Annotated in this window: 11 protein-coding genes; 10 read left to right on the plus strand and 1 reads right to left on the minus strand. The window is 44.0% G+C overall.

The annotated features are described in order from the left end of the window. The first annotated feature begins 456 nt into the window (after nucleotides 1–456). From IQ211_RS13780 to kdsB, 5 genes are all read left to right on the plus strand, one after another. Entirely contained in the window at nucleotides 457–2,802 is a 2,346-nt protein-coding gene (locus IQ211_RS13780) for a ComEC family protein (RefSeq protein ID WP_189760631.1), read from the plus strand. Nucleotides 2,803–2,837: 35 nt separating this feature from the next. Next, on the plus strand, nucleotides 2,838–4,586 hold the full coding sequence (gene msbA, locus IQ211_RS13785) for a lipid A ABC transporter ATP-binding protein/permease MsbA (RefSeq protein WP_189760640.1): 1,749 nt from the start codon (nucleotides 2,838–2,840) through the stop codon (nucleotides 4,584–4,586). Then, nucleotides 4,583–5,578 (plus strand): tetraacyldisaccharide 4'-kinase, encoded by a 996-nt coding sequence (gene lpxK, locus IQ211_RS13790; RefSeq protein WP_189760632.1) that lies wholly within the window; start codon nucleotides 4,583–4,585, stop codon nucleotides 5,576–5,578. The genes msbA and lpxK overlap by 4 nt, the downstream gene beginning before the upstream one ends. Nucleotides 5,579–5,699: 121 nt before the next feature. Then, a complete protein-coding gene (locus tag IQ211_RS13795) occupies nucleotides 5,700–5,879 on the plus strand; it encodes a Trm112 family protein (protein ID WP_099133267.1) in 180 nt (59 codons plus the stop codon). A 3-nt stretch (nucleotides 5,880–5,882) separates the two neighbouring features. Next, complete coding sequence (gene kdsB, locus IQ211_RS13800) at nucleotides 5,883–6,632, plus strand: 3-deoxy-manno-octulosonate cytidylyltransferase (protein WP_189760633.1); 750 nt, start codon at nucleotides 5,883–5,885, stop codon at nucleotides 6,630–6,632. A 96-nt stretch (nucleotides 6,633–6,728) separates the two neighbouring features. Here the strand turns inward: kdsB and elyC are convergent, their stop codons facing one another. After that, entirely contained in the window at nucleotides 6,729–7,556 is an 828-nt protein-coding gene (gene elyC / locus IQ211_RS13805) for an envelope biogenesis factor ElyC (RefSeq protein WP_189760634.1), read from the minus strand. 183 nt (nucleotides 7,557–7,739) lie between these two features. Here elyC and cmoM point away from each other — a divergent pair, with 183 nt between their 5' ends. From cmoM to aphA, 5 genes are all read left to right on the plus strand, one after another. Then, on the plus strand, nucleotides 7,740–8,525 hold the full coding sequence (gene cmoM, locus IQ211_RS13810; protein WP_189760635.1) for a tRNA uridine 5-oxyacetic acid(34) methyltransferase CmoM: 786 nt from the start codon (nucleotides 7,740–7,742) through the stop codon (nucleotides 8,523–8,525). Then, nucleotides 8,522–9,844, plus strand: a complete 1,323-nt coding sequence (gene mukF, locus IQ211_RS13815; protein ID WP_189760636.1) for a chromosome partition protein MukF — start codon at nucleotides 8,522–8,524, stop codon at nucleotides 9,842–9,844. Before cmoM ends, mukF begins: the two co-directional genes overlap by 4 nt. Beyond that, on the plus strand, nucleotides 9,825–10,547 hold the full coding sequence (gene mukE / locus IQ211_RS13820; RefSeq protein WP_189760637.1) for a chromosome partition protein MukE: 723 nt from the start codon (nucleotides 9,825–9,827) through the stop codon (nucleotides 10,545–10,547). The genes mukF and mukE overlap by 20 nt, the downstream gene beginning before the upstream one ends. Then, the gene (mukB, locus tag IQ211_RS13825) at nucleotides 10,544–15,007 is read left to right on the plus strand and encodes a chromosome partition protein MukB (RefSeq protein ID WP_189760638.1); all 4,464 of its coding nucleotides are present in this window, start codon (nucleotides 10,544–10,546) and stop codon (nucleotides 15,005–15,007) included. The genes mukE and mukB overlap by 4 nt, the downstream gene beginning before the upstream one ends. A gap of 170 nt (nucleotides 15,008–15,177) precedes the next feature. After that, entirely contained in the window at nucleotides 15,178–15,891 is a 714-nt protein-coding gene (gene aphA / locus IQ211_RS13830) for an acid phosphatase AphA (RefSeq protein ID WP_189760639.1), read from the plus strand. The last annotated feature ends 278 nt before the right edge of the window (nucleotides 15,892–16,169 follow it).

Genomic DNA, 16,169 nt, shown 5'->3' on the forward strand with positions numbered 1-16,169 from the left:
GTTATGGCATACTTGACGTGCAGGCATAGCAGTGACCCTATTGACTTGGTGGAACAATCAGTAGATCACACAACGCTATGCTTGTCTATTTTCTGGGGATTCCTCAGCGCGTAGCGGGGAGATATAAACAATCCCTTTGATTTGCAAGTTACAACTTGAGGTTGGATTGGTATACGCGTTATCTTTCAAGTTGCTCATTATAAGATAACGTAACTCATTGTTTCTCCCCGCGAAGCGGGGAGAAACAATATGAATCTTGAAGTGAGATGGGTATATATCTAATTTAATGCATCTCTGGTTTTTGTGAGAATAGACGTATTTTTTTGAGATCGTTTCTTTTGTTTAAAAATTAATTTGCGAAGCGATTCCACGAAAACATTTTTCTAACTGGCAGTAAGATTTACTATGTCATAAGCTCTCTTGCGTGAATGGAATGTCAGCACAGAGGCATAATGGATGCAGCCGATAATATTTTCTCTTTTTACCTGTTTGTTTACCATTTGGCGAAAACCAGCGCCACTTATCAGTCTAAATTGGGCGGCATTAGCCATTATATTGGGAGTTTTTCCCTTATTATTTCTTGCAGAGCTTCCTCAACAAAAAGTCATTCAATACCTGGTTATCCTTGCATTTTTCTTATTATTTTTTCCTTATAAGATTATACGACTAGTATCATTAGCATTATGGGCATTTATTTTCGGATGTTGGCATGGTCAGCATATATTGGCTCAAGTGACTTATTTCAGCGAAACATCTCGCACTGCAATCGTTATGATTGATAGTGTATCGTTGGAAAATAATACGAAGAAGGAAGATAAGAAGGCGCGTTATCGTATTAAGCTGATTGAGAGTGATGGGAAATATATTATTCCTGCCTTATATGCGTCAGTATCATGGAACTCTCAAGAGTTGCTATGTGCCGGTCAGAAGTGGCAGATGACAATGAAACTCAGACCTGTTCATGCTCAATTAAACCATGGTAGTTTCGATAGCCAACGATATTCACTTTCTATTCGCCAGCCATTGAATGGAAAAATTATTGAGGCAAAACCTCTCGATAAAAATTGTAATCTCCGACAAAGTCTCATTAATAAGCTGTTACCAGAAATTCAACCATTAAAACAAGCGGGTATTGTCTTGGCACTCTCGTTTGGTGAAAGGACGTGGTTGGATAAATCCACTCGCTTGCTATTACAGCAGACAGGTATTGCGCATTTGATGGCAATTTCAGGGCTGCATATTGCAATGGCCAGCTTATTTGGCTGGAGTTTTGCAAGAATGACGCAATTTTTCTTTCCTGCAAAATGGATTGGATTTCGCTTTCCATTGATCATGGGCTGGTTAACCGCAATGCTGTATGGGTGGCTGTCTGGTTGGGGAATTCCAGCCGTTCGGGCAATATTAGGGCTAACTTTATGGATTTATTTACGGTGCAAAAGCCGGCTGTGTTTTTCATGGCAATGGGCTTTATGGAGTGCCGCCTTGATTTTATTTTTCGATCCTTTGGCAATACTTTCTGACAGTTTCTGGCTCTCATTTACTGCGGTAATGGCACTGTTATTTTGGTTTTATTGGATGCCTTTGCCTGAAAAGATACGTCAGGGGTGGCAGTGGTCATGGCTGCGCGCACTGCATATGCAGTTGGGCATGTTTCTAATGTTGTTACCGTTACAGCTTTTGTTATTTCAGAGCGTTAATATTGCATCATTGGTGGCTAACCTGTGGGCTATTCCAATTATCTCTTTTTTATCTGTTCCGTTGGTTATGTTGGGGATGGTTTGTCTCTTTCTTCCGGTGATCCAACCCTTTTTATGGCAGCTTGTTGATTACAGTATTTTATTTGCTTTGGCACCTTTACCTATTTTGACATATTCATGGTTTGAAACAGGGTACTATCCGATAGTTATTACGTTAATCGGCTGGTTTTTTGTTGTGATTTGGCGCTTAGATTGGTGGCGATCTTATAAATGGTTGTTGGGTATTTGCATTGGAATTATTGCGTGTTATTCCAAACGTTCTAATGATTATCAATGGCGTTTTTCCATGCTGGATGTGGGGCATGGATTAGCTGTGGTCATCGATAAGGGAGGGGAAGCGATTGTATTTGATACAGGAAATCGTTGGGAAACGGGCAGCATGGCAGAAAAAGTTATTGAACCTTATTTGCGTTGGCATCGGTTAACACCAGGGCAAATAATCCTGAGTCATGATCATTTGGATCATACGGGAGGAATAGAATATCTAACTGAAAAGTATCCCGATATCCAAATTAGAAGCCCTTCTCTAAATCAGGCCCATTTACCTTGTGTCCGTGGTGAAAAGTGGACATGGCAGGGATTAAATTTTGCCGTTCTTTGGCCTCCAGAAAAGTCAGTTATAGTTGGCAATAATCAATCTTGCGTGATCCGTATTGATGATGGTAAGTACAGTCTATTATTAACAGGAGATTTAGAAAAATCGGGCGAATACCGCTTATTGGAGCTTGAGAAGGATCATCTGCGTGCAACAATACTACAAGTACCTCATCATGGGAGTAACACCTCTTCTACTTCGGTGTTTATACGCAGAGTTATGCCTCGATATGCTTTGGCTTCAGTTGCACGCTATAGCCCGTGGCGATTGCCTTCAGTAAAGGTGAAACAACGCTACAAAAATGCTGGCATTGAATGGCATAGCACAGCGGTTTCTGGTCAGATAACCGGCTATGTTTATCGCGATGACATTAAATTAAAAGGTTATCGACAACAAATAGTGTCACGATGGTATCATCAGTGGTTTGGTATTCATGGCGATCATGAGTAGAATGATTCGCTATTTCTTTTGGTTTTGGTAACTCAATAATGAATGATAAAGACCTTTCTACCTGGCAGACCTTTCGCCGATTGTGGCCGATCATTACCCCTTTTAAAATCGGTCTGATCGTCTCGGCGGTTGCGCTAGTCATTAATGCTGCCGGTGATACATTGATGCTTTCCTTGTTGAAGCCTTTGCTTGATGAGGGTTTTGGTAAGGCAGACATTGGCGTATTGAAGTGGATGCCACTGGTTGTTATCGGATTGATGTTGTTGCGTGGCATATCTGGTTTTATATCGAGTTATTGTCTCTCTTGGGTATCAGGCAAAGTGGTCATGCAGATGCGTCGCCGCTTATTCAATCATATGATGGGAATGCCTGTTTCCTTCTTTGACCAGCAATCCACGGGGACTTTGCTTTCCCGTATTACATACGATTCAGAACAGGTTGCCTCCTCTTCCTCCGGTGCATTAGTGACGGTTGTCAGGGAAGGCGCATCAATTATTGGCCTGTTTATACTGATGTTTTATTACAGTTGGGAACTCTCGCTTATTTTGATCGTCATTGCGCCGATAGTTGCGGGAGTTATTCGTCTTGTTTCCGTGCGTTTTCGTAATATTAGTAAAAATATGCAAAGCAGCATGGGGATGGTAACAACCAGTGCTGAACAGATGCTGAAAGGGCACAAAGAAGTTTTAATTTTTGGTGGTCAAAAAGTTGAAACTGAACGCTTTAACAAAGTCAGCAACCATATGCGCCAGCAGGGTATGAAAATGGTCACTGCTGATTCCATTTCAGATCCGATTATCCAGCTTATTGCTTCTTTTGCACTGGCATTTATCCTGTATGCAGCCAGTTTTCCTGAAATTATGGGGGCTTTAACCGCAGGGAAAATCACTGTTGTATTCTCATCTATGATTGCTCTGATGCGCCCATTGAAGTCATTAACTAACGTTAATGCCCAATTCCAACGTGGTATGGCTGCATGTCAGACCTTATTTACTATCCTGGATATGGAGCAGGAAAAAGACGAAGGTAAATTGGAAATCAAAAAGGCAAAAGGCAATCTTGAATTCCGACATGTTACTTTCTGTTATCCAACCAAGGATCATCCTGCATTGAAAAATATTTCAATGACGATCCCAGCGGGAAAGACGATTGCATTGGTGGGGCGTTCAGGATCAGGTAAATCGACAATTGCCAATCTCCTGACGCGTTTTTATGACGTGAATGAAGGTGAGATAGTATTAGACGGTCATGACCTGCGTGAATATACCCTGGCTTCACTGCGTAACCAAATCGCGTTAGTATCGCAAAATGTCCACCTATTCAATGATACGGTTGCCAATAATATTGCTTACGCTAGCGAAAGATGCTTTAGCCGCGAAGAGATAGAGCGGGCGGCAGAAATGGCTTATGCAATGGACTTTATCAAAAAACTGGATAATGGCCTTGATACCATGATCGGTGAAAATGGTGTTTTGCTTTCTGGGGGCCAGCGTCAGCGTATTGCGATTGCCCGTGCTTTATTGCGTGATTCTCCGATTTTAATTTTGGATGAAGCCACTTCTGCATTGGATACAGAATCTGAACGAGCAATTCAGGCTGCATTAGATGAATTACAGAAAAACAGAACTTCATTGGTCATTGCTCACCGTCTTTCTACTATTGAAAATGCCGATGAAATTATCGTCATTGAAGATGGGAATATCATAGAAAGGGGCAATCATGCGACTTTGTTGCAACATGATGGGGCATATGCTCAGTTACATAGGATGCAATTTGGCCAATGATTGAACGCATATGGTCAGGTCGCTCGCGGCTTTACATCGTATTATTGCCATTATCAGCCCTTTATGGGCTGATAAGCGGCTTGCGGCGTTTAAGCTATAAACTAGGATTGAGCCGCTCCTGGAAAGCACCAGTGCCTGTTGTGGTTGTCGGTAATTTGACGGCAGGAGGAAATGGCAAAACTCCGGTTGTTATTTGGCTGGTTGAACAGTTGCAGCAAAAAGGTTATCGGGTTGGCGTTGTTTCGCGTGGTTATGGCGGGAAATCGGCACATTACCCGTTATTGGTTACCGATGAAGTAACTACGGCACAAGCAGGGGATGAACCTGTTTTAATTCGTCGTCGTACTGGTGTACCTGTTGCAGTGGCACCAAAGCGAGCAGAAGCCATTCAGGCATTATTATCGCATGCTCCGGTTGATATCGTCATTACCGATGATGGTCTTCAGCATTATGCCTTGCAGCGTGATTATGAGATTGTCGTCATTGATGGCGTTCGTCGTTTTGGCAATGGTTGCTGGTTACCTGCTGGCCCTATGCGAGAATTGGCGGGACGCTTGAATAGTGTCAATGCCATCATTGTTAATGGTGGAACACCCGAATCGGGTGAATTACCAATGACTCTAAAGGGCGATTTGGCGGTTAATTTGCTGACTGGGGAAACGCGAAAGGTGACTGATCTTTCCAATGGTGTTGCGATGGCAGGAATTGGTCATCCACCGCGTTTTTTTGCAACATTGCAGCAATTAGGAGCGAAATTACAGAAAACATATGCTTTTGCTGATCATCAGGCGTACGAACAATCCCAATTATTGGCTTTGGCAAATAGTGATCAAAATTTATTGATGACAGAAAAAGATGCGGTTAAATGTTTCCAATTTGCTCAACCTAACTGGTGGTATTTGCCTGTACACGCTGAATTGCCTGAGGAAAAAGGGCAAAAGGTGTTGAATGATATCTGTGCCTTACTGCCAGCATTAAATACTCACCAATAATGCAGGGCTATTCTCACCTCACCATACTAAGCAAAATAAGAGAAATTAAACAAAGCAACAAAGTTAACGGTGATACATTGCTTATGGTATTCTGAGCCACATTAAATTTGATGGGGGATATATGGATCACCGTTTACTCGAAATCATTGCTTGTCCGCTATGTCATGGCAAGCTCAGTTATGATAAAGAAAACTTTGAACTGATTTGTAAGTTTGATCGTCTCGCTTTTCCCTTCCGTGATGGCATTCCTGTGTTGCTAGAGAATGAAGCACGTGTCCTGCCTACAGAGGAAAATCAATAACCCATGTTTACCGTTATCATTCCGGCACGTTTTTCCTCAACCCGTTTACCTGGCAAACCATTGGCTGATATTCATGGTAAGCCAATGGTTGTGCGTGTAATGGAACGGGCTGTCCGTTCTGGTGCTGATCGGGTTATTGTGGCAACGGATCATCAAGCAGTGTTTGATGCAGTGATTGCGGCAGGCGGTGAAGCTTGCATGACACGTGAAAATCACCATTCAGGTACAGAGCGTTTGGCTGAGGTTATCGATAAATACCAATTTGCCGATGATGAAATTATTGTGAATGTTCAGGGTGATGAACCCCTTATCCCAGAACAGATCATCAAACAAGTGGCTGATAATTTAGCTGACAGTAATGCAGGAATGGCAACGCTTGCCGTGCAGATCCAGGATGCAGAAGAAGCATTTAATCCCAATGCTGTCAAAGTTGTGATGGATTCACAAGGTTATGCCCTCTATTTTTCTCGTGCTACGATCCCATGGGAACGTGATCGCTTTATGCAATCAACAGAGTCTATTGGAGAGCATTTCCTGCGCCATATTGGAATTTATGCGTATCGGGCGGGGTTTATTCGACGTTATATCCAGTGGACTCCAAGCCCCTTGGAAAGTATCGAAATGCTCGAACAATTAAGGGTGCTTTGGTACGGTGAAAAGATCCATGTAGCAAAAGCACTACAAGCGCCCGGTACAGGTGTTGATACACCGGAAGATCTGGAAGCCGTCAGAAAAGTTTTTGCCACACTCTGATCTTTTTGTCTGAAATCGGGTGAAATTTAAAAGAGAATGCCGTAACGTTTATACGGCATTCTCTTTTTTCGTCACACTTCACTGCTCATTCTGATGTTATTTCTCACCCTCTTTTGGTTGAAGGTCTTTTGATTGTTCAATACGTATATCCTGACTTACAGGTTTAATAGCCTGCCAGATGCGGCCTAATGTCTCATACCAGGCACGCTCGGTGTGTGATAAATAGTAGGGAGAAGGAAGATATTTTTCCCACGAATATAGAGGCGTTGTGACGGCCAATTGATTGGCAGGGCCCGCAATGGGATGCAGACCTCGTTGTGCAAAAAACTTGAGAGATCGTTCCATATGATTGGCAGAAGTGACAAGAATGAAAGGTTGTTGCCCAACGATTTTTTCAACTTCAGCAGCTTCTTCTTCTGTATCTAAGGGTTTTTTTAATGCTATCGTGTCTTCTACAGGAATTCCCAGAGATTGTGCTACCATAGCAGCAACTTCGGCACTGCTAATGGCATTAACGCCTTTGCCGCCAGTAAAAATCATTTTGGCGCCAGGATTGAGACGATATAACCGAATCCCCTCCGTCACTCTGGGCAAGCTGTTACTGGTAAGGTTGGCGCTGGGAGCCCATTGGGGGTTATAAGTAAAACCGCCTCCAAGAACCACAATATATTTTATGGGAGTGATAGGTGTTGTGTCTGGTTCATAACGTTGAACATATTTTCCCTCGACAGGGAGTAAGAGTTTATCCGCGACAGGCTGTAAACTAAATAAAAGTAATGCCAGCCAACTGAGTGATAAAATGGCTTTCCCTGTTTTTTGCCAACGGGTAAACCATAGTAATAGCAGGGCGGCAAAAGAGACAATAATAATCAACGGCAAAGGCATTAATAGCGAGCCGATATATTTTTTTAACAGAAATAACATTGATTGGCCTTAGGTTGGTTAAATTATAATCGCGCAATGGCAAATTTAAGGCTAAAAGTAGTTAATTAAATGATTACTGTGCCAAAATAATAGTAGTAAAAATAACGGTAGTAAAAATAGCAGTAGATAGCATCATTACTCAATAGATAAATTAAATTTAGCTTATAAGTGGGGCGGTTTTTCATGCGGGATCGCAATTTCGATGATATTGCAGACAAATTTTCGCGTAATATTTACGGCACAACCAAAGGTAAAATCAGGCAAGCCGTTGTCTGGCAGGATATTAACGAATTGCTGAATCATTTGCCTCAACGTCCTTTGCGCATTTTGGATGCAGGGGGCGGTGAAGGTAATATGGCCTGCCAGTTAGCTGAATTGGGACATCAGGTCATACTTTGTGATTTATCAAAAGAGATGATCCAGAGAGCGGAATATAACGCCGAAGAACGGGGTGTTCTCGCTCAGATGCAATTTATCCAAAGCCCGGTACAGGAAATTCACCAGCATATTGAACAGCCCGTTGATCTGATTTTATTTCATGCTGTCTTGGAATGGATCACCGACCAAAAAGATGTAATAGAGACATTGGAAGATATGATAACGCCCGGTGGTGCACTTTCATTAATGTTTTATAATGCGAATGGGCTGGTCATGCGTAATGCTATCTTGGGTAACTTTCATTTGGCGACGCCTAAAATTCAGCGTCGTCGAAAACGCTCTCTATCGCCACAAAATCCATTAATACCAGAACAGGTATATCAATGGCTAACTGAACTTAAGATGGAAATAACAGGTAAAACAGGCGTGAGAGTTTTTCACGATTACTTGCAAAGTCGTCAATTACAAGACACAAATTTTCCGGCGTTGCTTGAACTTGAACAGCGTTATTGCAGACAGGAGCCCTATATCAGCCTGGGGCGTTACATTCATGTGATGGCACGCAAGCCTACCTTAAAGAGCGAACTATGAGTGAATATTCCCAGACGGTTCCTGAACTTGTGTCCTGGGCCAGAAAAAATGATTTTTCAATTTCGTTGCCACCAGAACGCTTGGCTTTTTTGCTGGCTATTGCCGTATTAAACAGTGAACGGCTTGATGGTGAAATGAGTGAAGGGGAGCTGGTGGATGCCTTTCGTGAAGTCTGTAAAGGTTTTGAGCAGACTTCGGAAGCGGTATCCGTCAGGGCGAATAATGCCATTAATGATATGGTGCGCCAGAAGTTACTTAACCGTTTTACCAGTGAATTGGCGGATGGCAATGCCATTTATCGCCTGACTCCACTGGGAATTGGCATCAGTGATTATTATATCCGCCAGCGTGAATTCTCCACGTTGCGTCTTTCTATGCAGTTATCTATCGTTGCTAACGAATTGCACCGGGCAGCGGAGGCAGCCGAAGAAGGGGGCGATGAATTACATTGGCACCGCAATGTTTTTGCTCCTCTTAAATATTCTGTCGCTGAAATTTTTGACAGCATCGATATGTCCCAGCGCTTGATGGATGAACAGCAAAACAGTGTAAAAACTGATATCGCCGCATTACTCAATCAGGATTGGAAGGCGGCCATTGCTAATTGTGAACAATTGTTGTCTGAAACCTCCGGCACGTTGCGGGAACTTCAGGATACTTTGGAAGCGGCGGGCGATAAATTGCAGGCGAATCTATTACGTATCCAAGCCGCAAATATGGACAGCGGCGGTTCTGAGTTGGTCGATAAACTGGTTTTTGATTTGCAAAGCAAATTGGATCGCATTATCAGTTGGGGGCAACAAGCTATTGATTTGTGGATAGGTTATGATCGCCATGTTCACAAATTTATCCGAACTGCCATTGATATGGATAAAAACCGCATTTTTGCCCAGCGCCTTCGTCAATCTATTCAACACTATTTTGACAGCCCGTGGACCTTGACGGTCGCTAACGCAGAACGTTTTCTGGATATGCGTGATGAAGAGCTGACTCTGCGTAATGAAGAGGTAATGGGAGAATTACCGCCAGAAATGGAATACGAAGAGTTTAGTGAAATCAATGAACAATTAGCTGAAATGATAGAGCAGGCGCTGGCGGTTTACCAGCAGGCAAAACTTCCTCTGGATTTGGGAGCTGTACTGCGCGACTACCTTGTCCAGTATCCACGTAAACGCCATTTTGATGTGGCACGTATCTTGGTGGATCAAGCGGTCAGGTTGGGGGTTGCAGAAGCGGATTTCTCTGGTTTACCGGCGGAATGGTTAGCGATTAATGATTACGGAGCCAAGGTACAGGCACATGTCATCGACACATATTGAACAACTTATGCCAGTGAAACTGGCTCAGGCATTATCCAATACACTTTTCCCTGAATTAGACAGTCAACTGCGCGCAGGGCGCCATATTAGTCTGGATGATCTTGATAATCACGCTTTTCTGATGGATTTTCAGGAAGAGTTGGAAATGTTTTATGCGCGTTATAACGTCGAGTTAATCCGTGCACCAGAAGGTTTTTTCTACCTGCGTCCCCGTTCGACGACGCTGATCCCGCGCTCTGTGCTGTCTGAATTGGATATGATGGTAGGTAAAATCCTGTGCTACCTTTACCTTAGCCCAGAGCGCCTGTCCAATCAGGGAATATTTACCTTTCAGGAACTGTACGAAGAATTATTGTCATTGGCAGACGAAAATAAGCTGGTGAAATTAGTGAACCAACGTTCGACCGGTTCAGATCTGGACAAACAGAAATTGCAGGAAAAAGCGCGTACTGCTTTAAACCGCTTACGTCGTCTGGGGATGGTTTATTTCCTGCAAAACGACAGTAATAAATTTACGATTACTGAAGCGGTCTTTCGCTTCGGTGCAGATGTACGCAGCGGTGATGACCCACGCGAGGCACAATTACGGATGATCCGTGATGGTGAAGCCATGCCAGTAGAAAGGGAAACATCGCAGGAAGATAATGAACATGAAGAAGCATCAGGGCATTCAGCAGAAGATACGGAGGATGAGCAGTCATGATTGAACGCGGTAAATTTCGCTCACTGACGTTAGTTAATTGGAATGGTTTTTTTGCCAGAACGTTTGATCTTGACGAACTTGTGACAACTTTATCCGGCGGTAATGGTGCTGGTAAATCAACCACAATGGCAGCCTTTGTCACTGCATTGATCCCTGATTTAACATTGCTCCATTTCCGCAATACGACAGAAGCGGGGGCAACCTCAGGTTCACGTGATAAAGGGTTGCACGGTAAGTTACGGTCAGGTGTTTGCTACTCCACGTTGGATGTGGTTAATTCCCGCCATCAACGTATCATCACCGGAGTCCGTTTACAACAAGTCGCAGGACGTGATCGAAAAGTTGATATTAAACCCTTTATGATTCAGGGAGTTCCTGCGTCGATTCAGCCAACGCAGTTATTGACTGACAATATCAACGAACGTCAGGCGCGGGTGCTGCCGTTAAATGAACTAAAGGAACGCCTTGATAAGATGGAAGGCGTTCAGTTCAAACAATTTAACTCGATTACCGATTATCACGCCCTGATGTTTGATTTGGGCGTGATCCCAAAACGTTTGCGTTCAGCGAGTGACCGCAGCAAGTTTTATCGTCTGATAGAAGCATCATTATATGGCGGAATTTCCAGTGCTATTACCCGCTCATTGCGTGATTACTTGTTACCGGAAAACAGCGGCGTCAGAAAAGCATTTCAGGATATGGAAGCTGCATTGCGTGAAAATCGCATTACGTTGGAAGCTATCCGTGTCACCCAATCCGACCGTGATCTTTTCAAGCACCTTATCACAGAAGCTACGGCTTATGTGTCTGCTGACTATATGCGTCATGCCAACGAACGCCGCGTTCATCTGGATGAGGCACTGGCTTTGCGTAGTGAATTATTTGGCAGCCGCCGCCAACTGGTCGCTGAACGATATCGCCATGTTGAAATGGCGCGGGAACTGGCGGAACAAAGCGGAGCCTCTTCTGATTTAGAAATGGATTATCAGGCGGCCAGTGATCACCTGAATTTGGTTCAAACGGCGATGCGCCAGCAGGAAAAAATCGATCGCTACCAGTCTGATATTGAAGAGCTGACCTACCGACTGGAAGAACAGAGCGAAGTTGTAGAAGAGGCGAGAGATCTGCAGGCGGAATATGAAGCCACATGTGAAGCAGCAGAACAAGAAGTTGATGAACTGAAAAGCCAGCTTGCTGACTACCAACAAGCGTTGGATGTACAGCAAACTCGCGCTATTCAATACCAGCAAGCATTGCAAGCATTAGAGCGTGCCCGTGAACTTTGCCAGCTTCCCGAACTGTCGATAGAAAATGCTGACGAATGGCAAGAAACCTATCAGGCCAAAGCGCAGCAAGCGACAGAGATGTTGCTGGCGCTGGAACAGAAATTGAGCGTTGCTGACGCAGCGCATAGTCAGTTTGAGCAGGCTTACCAACTGGTAAAAAGTATTATTGGTGAAGTGAGCCGTAGTGAAGCCTGGCAAGCTGCTCGTGAAGCATTGCGTGAATGGCCATCCCAGCGTCATCTGGCTGAGCGCGTCCAACCTTTGCGTATCCAGTTGGCCGAACTGGAACAACGCCTGAACAGTCAGCAAAATGCAGAACGTTTGTTGGAAGAGTTTTGTAAGCGTCATAATCAGCAATATCAGGCAGAAGACCTGGAGGCGTTACGGGGTGAGCTGGAAGCTCAGTTGGAAGAATTGAGCCTGGGCGCCAATGAAAGTGGTGAACGTCGTATTCAAATACGTCAGGAATTTGAACAGCTCAAGCAAAAAATTCAAGGGCTGACCGCACGGGCACCCGTGTGGTTGGCGGCACAGGAATCCTTGGAGCAGCTGAGTGAACAATGCAATGAAACATTCGAAAATAGTCACGATGTGACTGAATATATGCAGCAATTGCTTGAGCAAGAGCGTGAAATTACGGTTGAACGTGATGATATTGCTGCACAGAAACGTGAACTGGAAAAACAGATTGAACGTTTGAGCCAACCAAGTGGTGCCGAAGATAGCCGATTGCTCGCATTGGCAGAGCGTTTTGGTGGTGTTTTATTGTCTGAAATTTATGACGACATTACCATTGACGACGCACCTTATTTCTCCGCATTGTATGGTCCTGCACGTCACGCAATTGTCGTGCCTGATCTCTCACTACTTCGTCCACATCTGGAAACATTGGAAGATTGCCCGGAAGATCTCTATTTAATTGAGGGAGATCCACAGTCTTTTGATGACAGCGTCTTCCATTTTGAAGAGCAGAAAAACGCGGTTCTGGTGAAATCATCCGATCGCCAATGGCGTTATTCCCGTTATCCTGAAGTTCCATTATTTGGGCGGGCAGCAAGAGAAAGTCGTCTGGAAGCACTCAGCCTTGAGCGTGATACACTGGCAGAACGCTACGCGACACTTTCGTTTGATGTGCAGAAAGTTCAGCGTGCGCATCAGGCTTTCGGTCGTTTTGTCGGTAAACACCTTTCTGTTGTGTTTGATGATGATCCAGAAGCAGAAATTCGTCGTCTGAGTCAGCGTCGTACTGAATTGGAGCGTGAGTTATCGCAATTTGAAACTCAGGCTCAACAGCATCAGCGGAAACTGGTTCAGGTGAAAGAGAGCCTGTCACTATTAAATCGCCTGATTCCACAAATGACGATTTTGTTGGATGAAACCCTGTTTGATCGCGTGGAAACCGTCCGTGAAGAAATGAGTGAGGCTCAGGAAGCTGCGCGTTTCCTGCAACAACACGGTAATGCGTTGGCTAAACTTGAACCGTTGGTTTCGGTCTTGCAAAGTGATCCACAGCAACATGAGCAGTTGCAGAAGGATTATGAGGTTGTGAAACAGAGCCAGAATCAGGCTAAACAACAAACCTTTGCCTTGACGGAAGTAGTGCAACGCCGTGCGCATTTCAGCTATAGCGACTCTGCCGGTATGCTTAACGAAAATGCCGACCTGAACGACAAATTGCGCCAACGCCTTGAACACGCAGAATCTGATCGCAGCCGTGCGCGTGAAAAATTGCGTCAGCAGCAAGCACAATGTGCGCAATTTAACCAAGTCTTGGCATCACTGAAAAGTTCTTATGACACCAAGCAAGATATGTTGAAAGAACTTGAGCAGGAGCTGAAAGATATCGGTGTTCAGGCAGATGCCAACGCCGAAAGCCGTGCCCGTGAACGTCGTGATCAGCTTCACGCTGCTGTGAATGCTAACCGTTCCCGCATTAACCAGCTTGAGAAACAGATCGCGTTCTGTGAAGCGGAAATGGAAAACCTCCAGAAAAAATTGCGTAAATCTGAACGTGATTATTACCAGAAACGTGAGCAGGTGGTTTCTTCCAAGGCGGGCTGGTGTGCAGTTATGCGTATGGTGAAAGACAATGGCGTTGAACGTCGCTTACATCGTCGCGAACTGGCTTATATGGATGGTGATGAGCTGCGTTCAATGTCGGATAAAGCGCTGGGGGCATTGCGTCTGGCTGTGGCCGATAATGAACATCTGCGCGACGCGTTGCGTTTATCTGAAGATCCGAAGCGTCCTGAGCGTAAGATCCAATTCTTCGTGGCGGTTTACCAGCATCTGCGTGAACGTATCCGGCAGGATATTATTCGAACGGATGATCCGGTTGATGCCATTGAACAGATGGAAATTGAATTGGCGCGTTTGACGGAAGAATTAACCGCCCGTGAGCAGAAACTGGCAATCAGTTCCAAGAGCGTGGCAAATATTATTCGCAAAACCATTCAACGTGAACAGAATCGCATTCGTATGCTGAATCAGGGATTGCAGGCGGTTTCTTTTGGACAGGTTGGTGGTGTGCGCCTGAATGTGAATGTGCGTGAAAGTCATTCCCTGTTGTTGGATGTGCTTTCTGAACAGCAGGAACAGCATCAGGATCTGTTCAACAGCCAGCGCTTGACCTTCTCAGAAGCGATGGCAAAACTTTATCAGCGTTTGAACCCGCAAATCGATATAGGACAGCGTTTGCCTCAGACTATTGGTGAAGAATTACTGGATTACCGCAATTACCTTGAGCTGGAAGTTGAAGTCAACCGAGGTTCGGATGGCTGGCTAAAAGCGGAAAGTGGGGCACTTTCTACCGGAGAAGCGATTGGTACGGGGATGTCCATTCTGGTCATGGTTGTACAGAGCTGGGAAGAAGAATCACGTCGTCTGCGTGGTAAAGATATTTCTCCGTGCCGATTGCTGTTCCTTGATGAAGCTGCCCGATTAGATGCGAAATCCATTGCAACACTGTTTGAGTTATGTGAACGTTTACATATGCAGTTAATTATCGCTGCACCGGAAAATATCAGTCCAGAAAAAGGGACAACTTATAAACTGGTACGTAAGATTTTCAATAACCAGGAACATGTACATGTTGTTGGGTTGCGTGGTTTTGGGCAAGATATTCCGGTTACTGAGCAATCACAAATACAGACACAACCTGTGTTGCAAGAATAACTTTATCATTGAATGATATTTCTTCTAAGAAGGGGGCGTATTATGCCCCTTTTTTAATTGGGATAGAACTTGTTTGGATATTTGTCTCCTTGTGCGGTATGTCTCGTTTTGATGTGGTGATAAAGTTTACTATTTCGCACCGTTACTACTAATGTGAAAAAGGAATAACGATGCGTAAAGTTACCCTGCTATTTAGTACAATTGTGCTTGCTTTTGGTTTGAACAGCATGGCACAAGCAAAAGTATTTATGCCTGAGCAAGTTGCTTCAGGCGTTTCTGTGGCAGATTTAGCTCAACGTCATGCGGTACATTGGGTATCTGTAGAGCAGATTAAGCGCAGCCTACAAAACCAGCCAGCAATGGCTGTAGGTTTTGATATCGACGATACCGTACTGTTTTCAAGTCCAGGTTTTTATCGTGGTAAATCGGAGTACTCACCTAATGACAATAGTTATCTGAAAAATCCGGCATTTTGGGAAAAAATGAATAATGAATGGGATAAATTCAGTATACCCAAAAAGATCGGCATTGAACTGGTTCAGATGCACTTAAAGCGGGGGGATGATATTTATTTCATTACAGCGCGTACAAAAACTAAGACAGAGGCAGTGACCAAATACTTACAGCAAGACTTACATATTCCAGTCGATAAAATGAATGCCGTTATTTTTACGGGTGATGAACCAGGTAAAAATAACAAAATTCGTTGGATGAAAGAGCATAATTTGAAGATTTATTATGGCGATGCAGATACTGATATTGCTGCCGCTCGTGCGTTGAATATTCGTGGGATCCGTATTCTGAGAGCATCAAACTCGTCTTATCAGCCTCTGCCTAAAGCTGGCCGTTTTGGAGAAGAAGTCGTTATTAATTCTGAGTATTAATCTTAAAATTCAATGCAATATACTCTGATTTTATACGCGTTACCTTTCAAGTTGCTCATTATAAGACAACATAACTCATTGTTTCTACCTGCTTCGCGGGGAGAAACAACATGCATCTTGAGGTGAGATGGGTAGAAGCCATTATAATTTAAATTATTATGATGGAAATTTTATTCTTCCATATGAAAGGTTAAAACCACCGACTTTAGTCGGTCAGCTTTAGCTGCAATACTGTGTTGTACTGGAGGTGCAACATGGATTACAGATACGGCAGTCAC

The organism is Xenorhabdus griffiniae (assembly GCF_015163655.1).
Classification (GTDB): Bacteria; Pseudomonadota; Gammaproteobacteria; order Enterobacterales; family Enterobacteriaceae; genus Xenorhabdus; species Xenorhabdus griffiniae.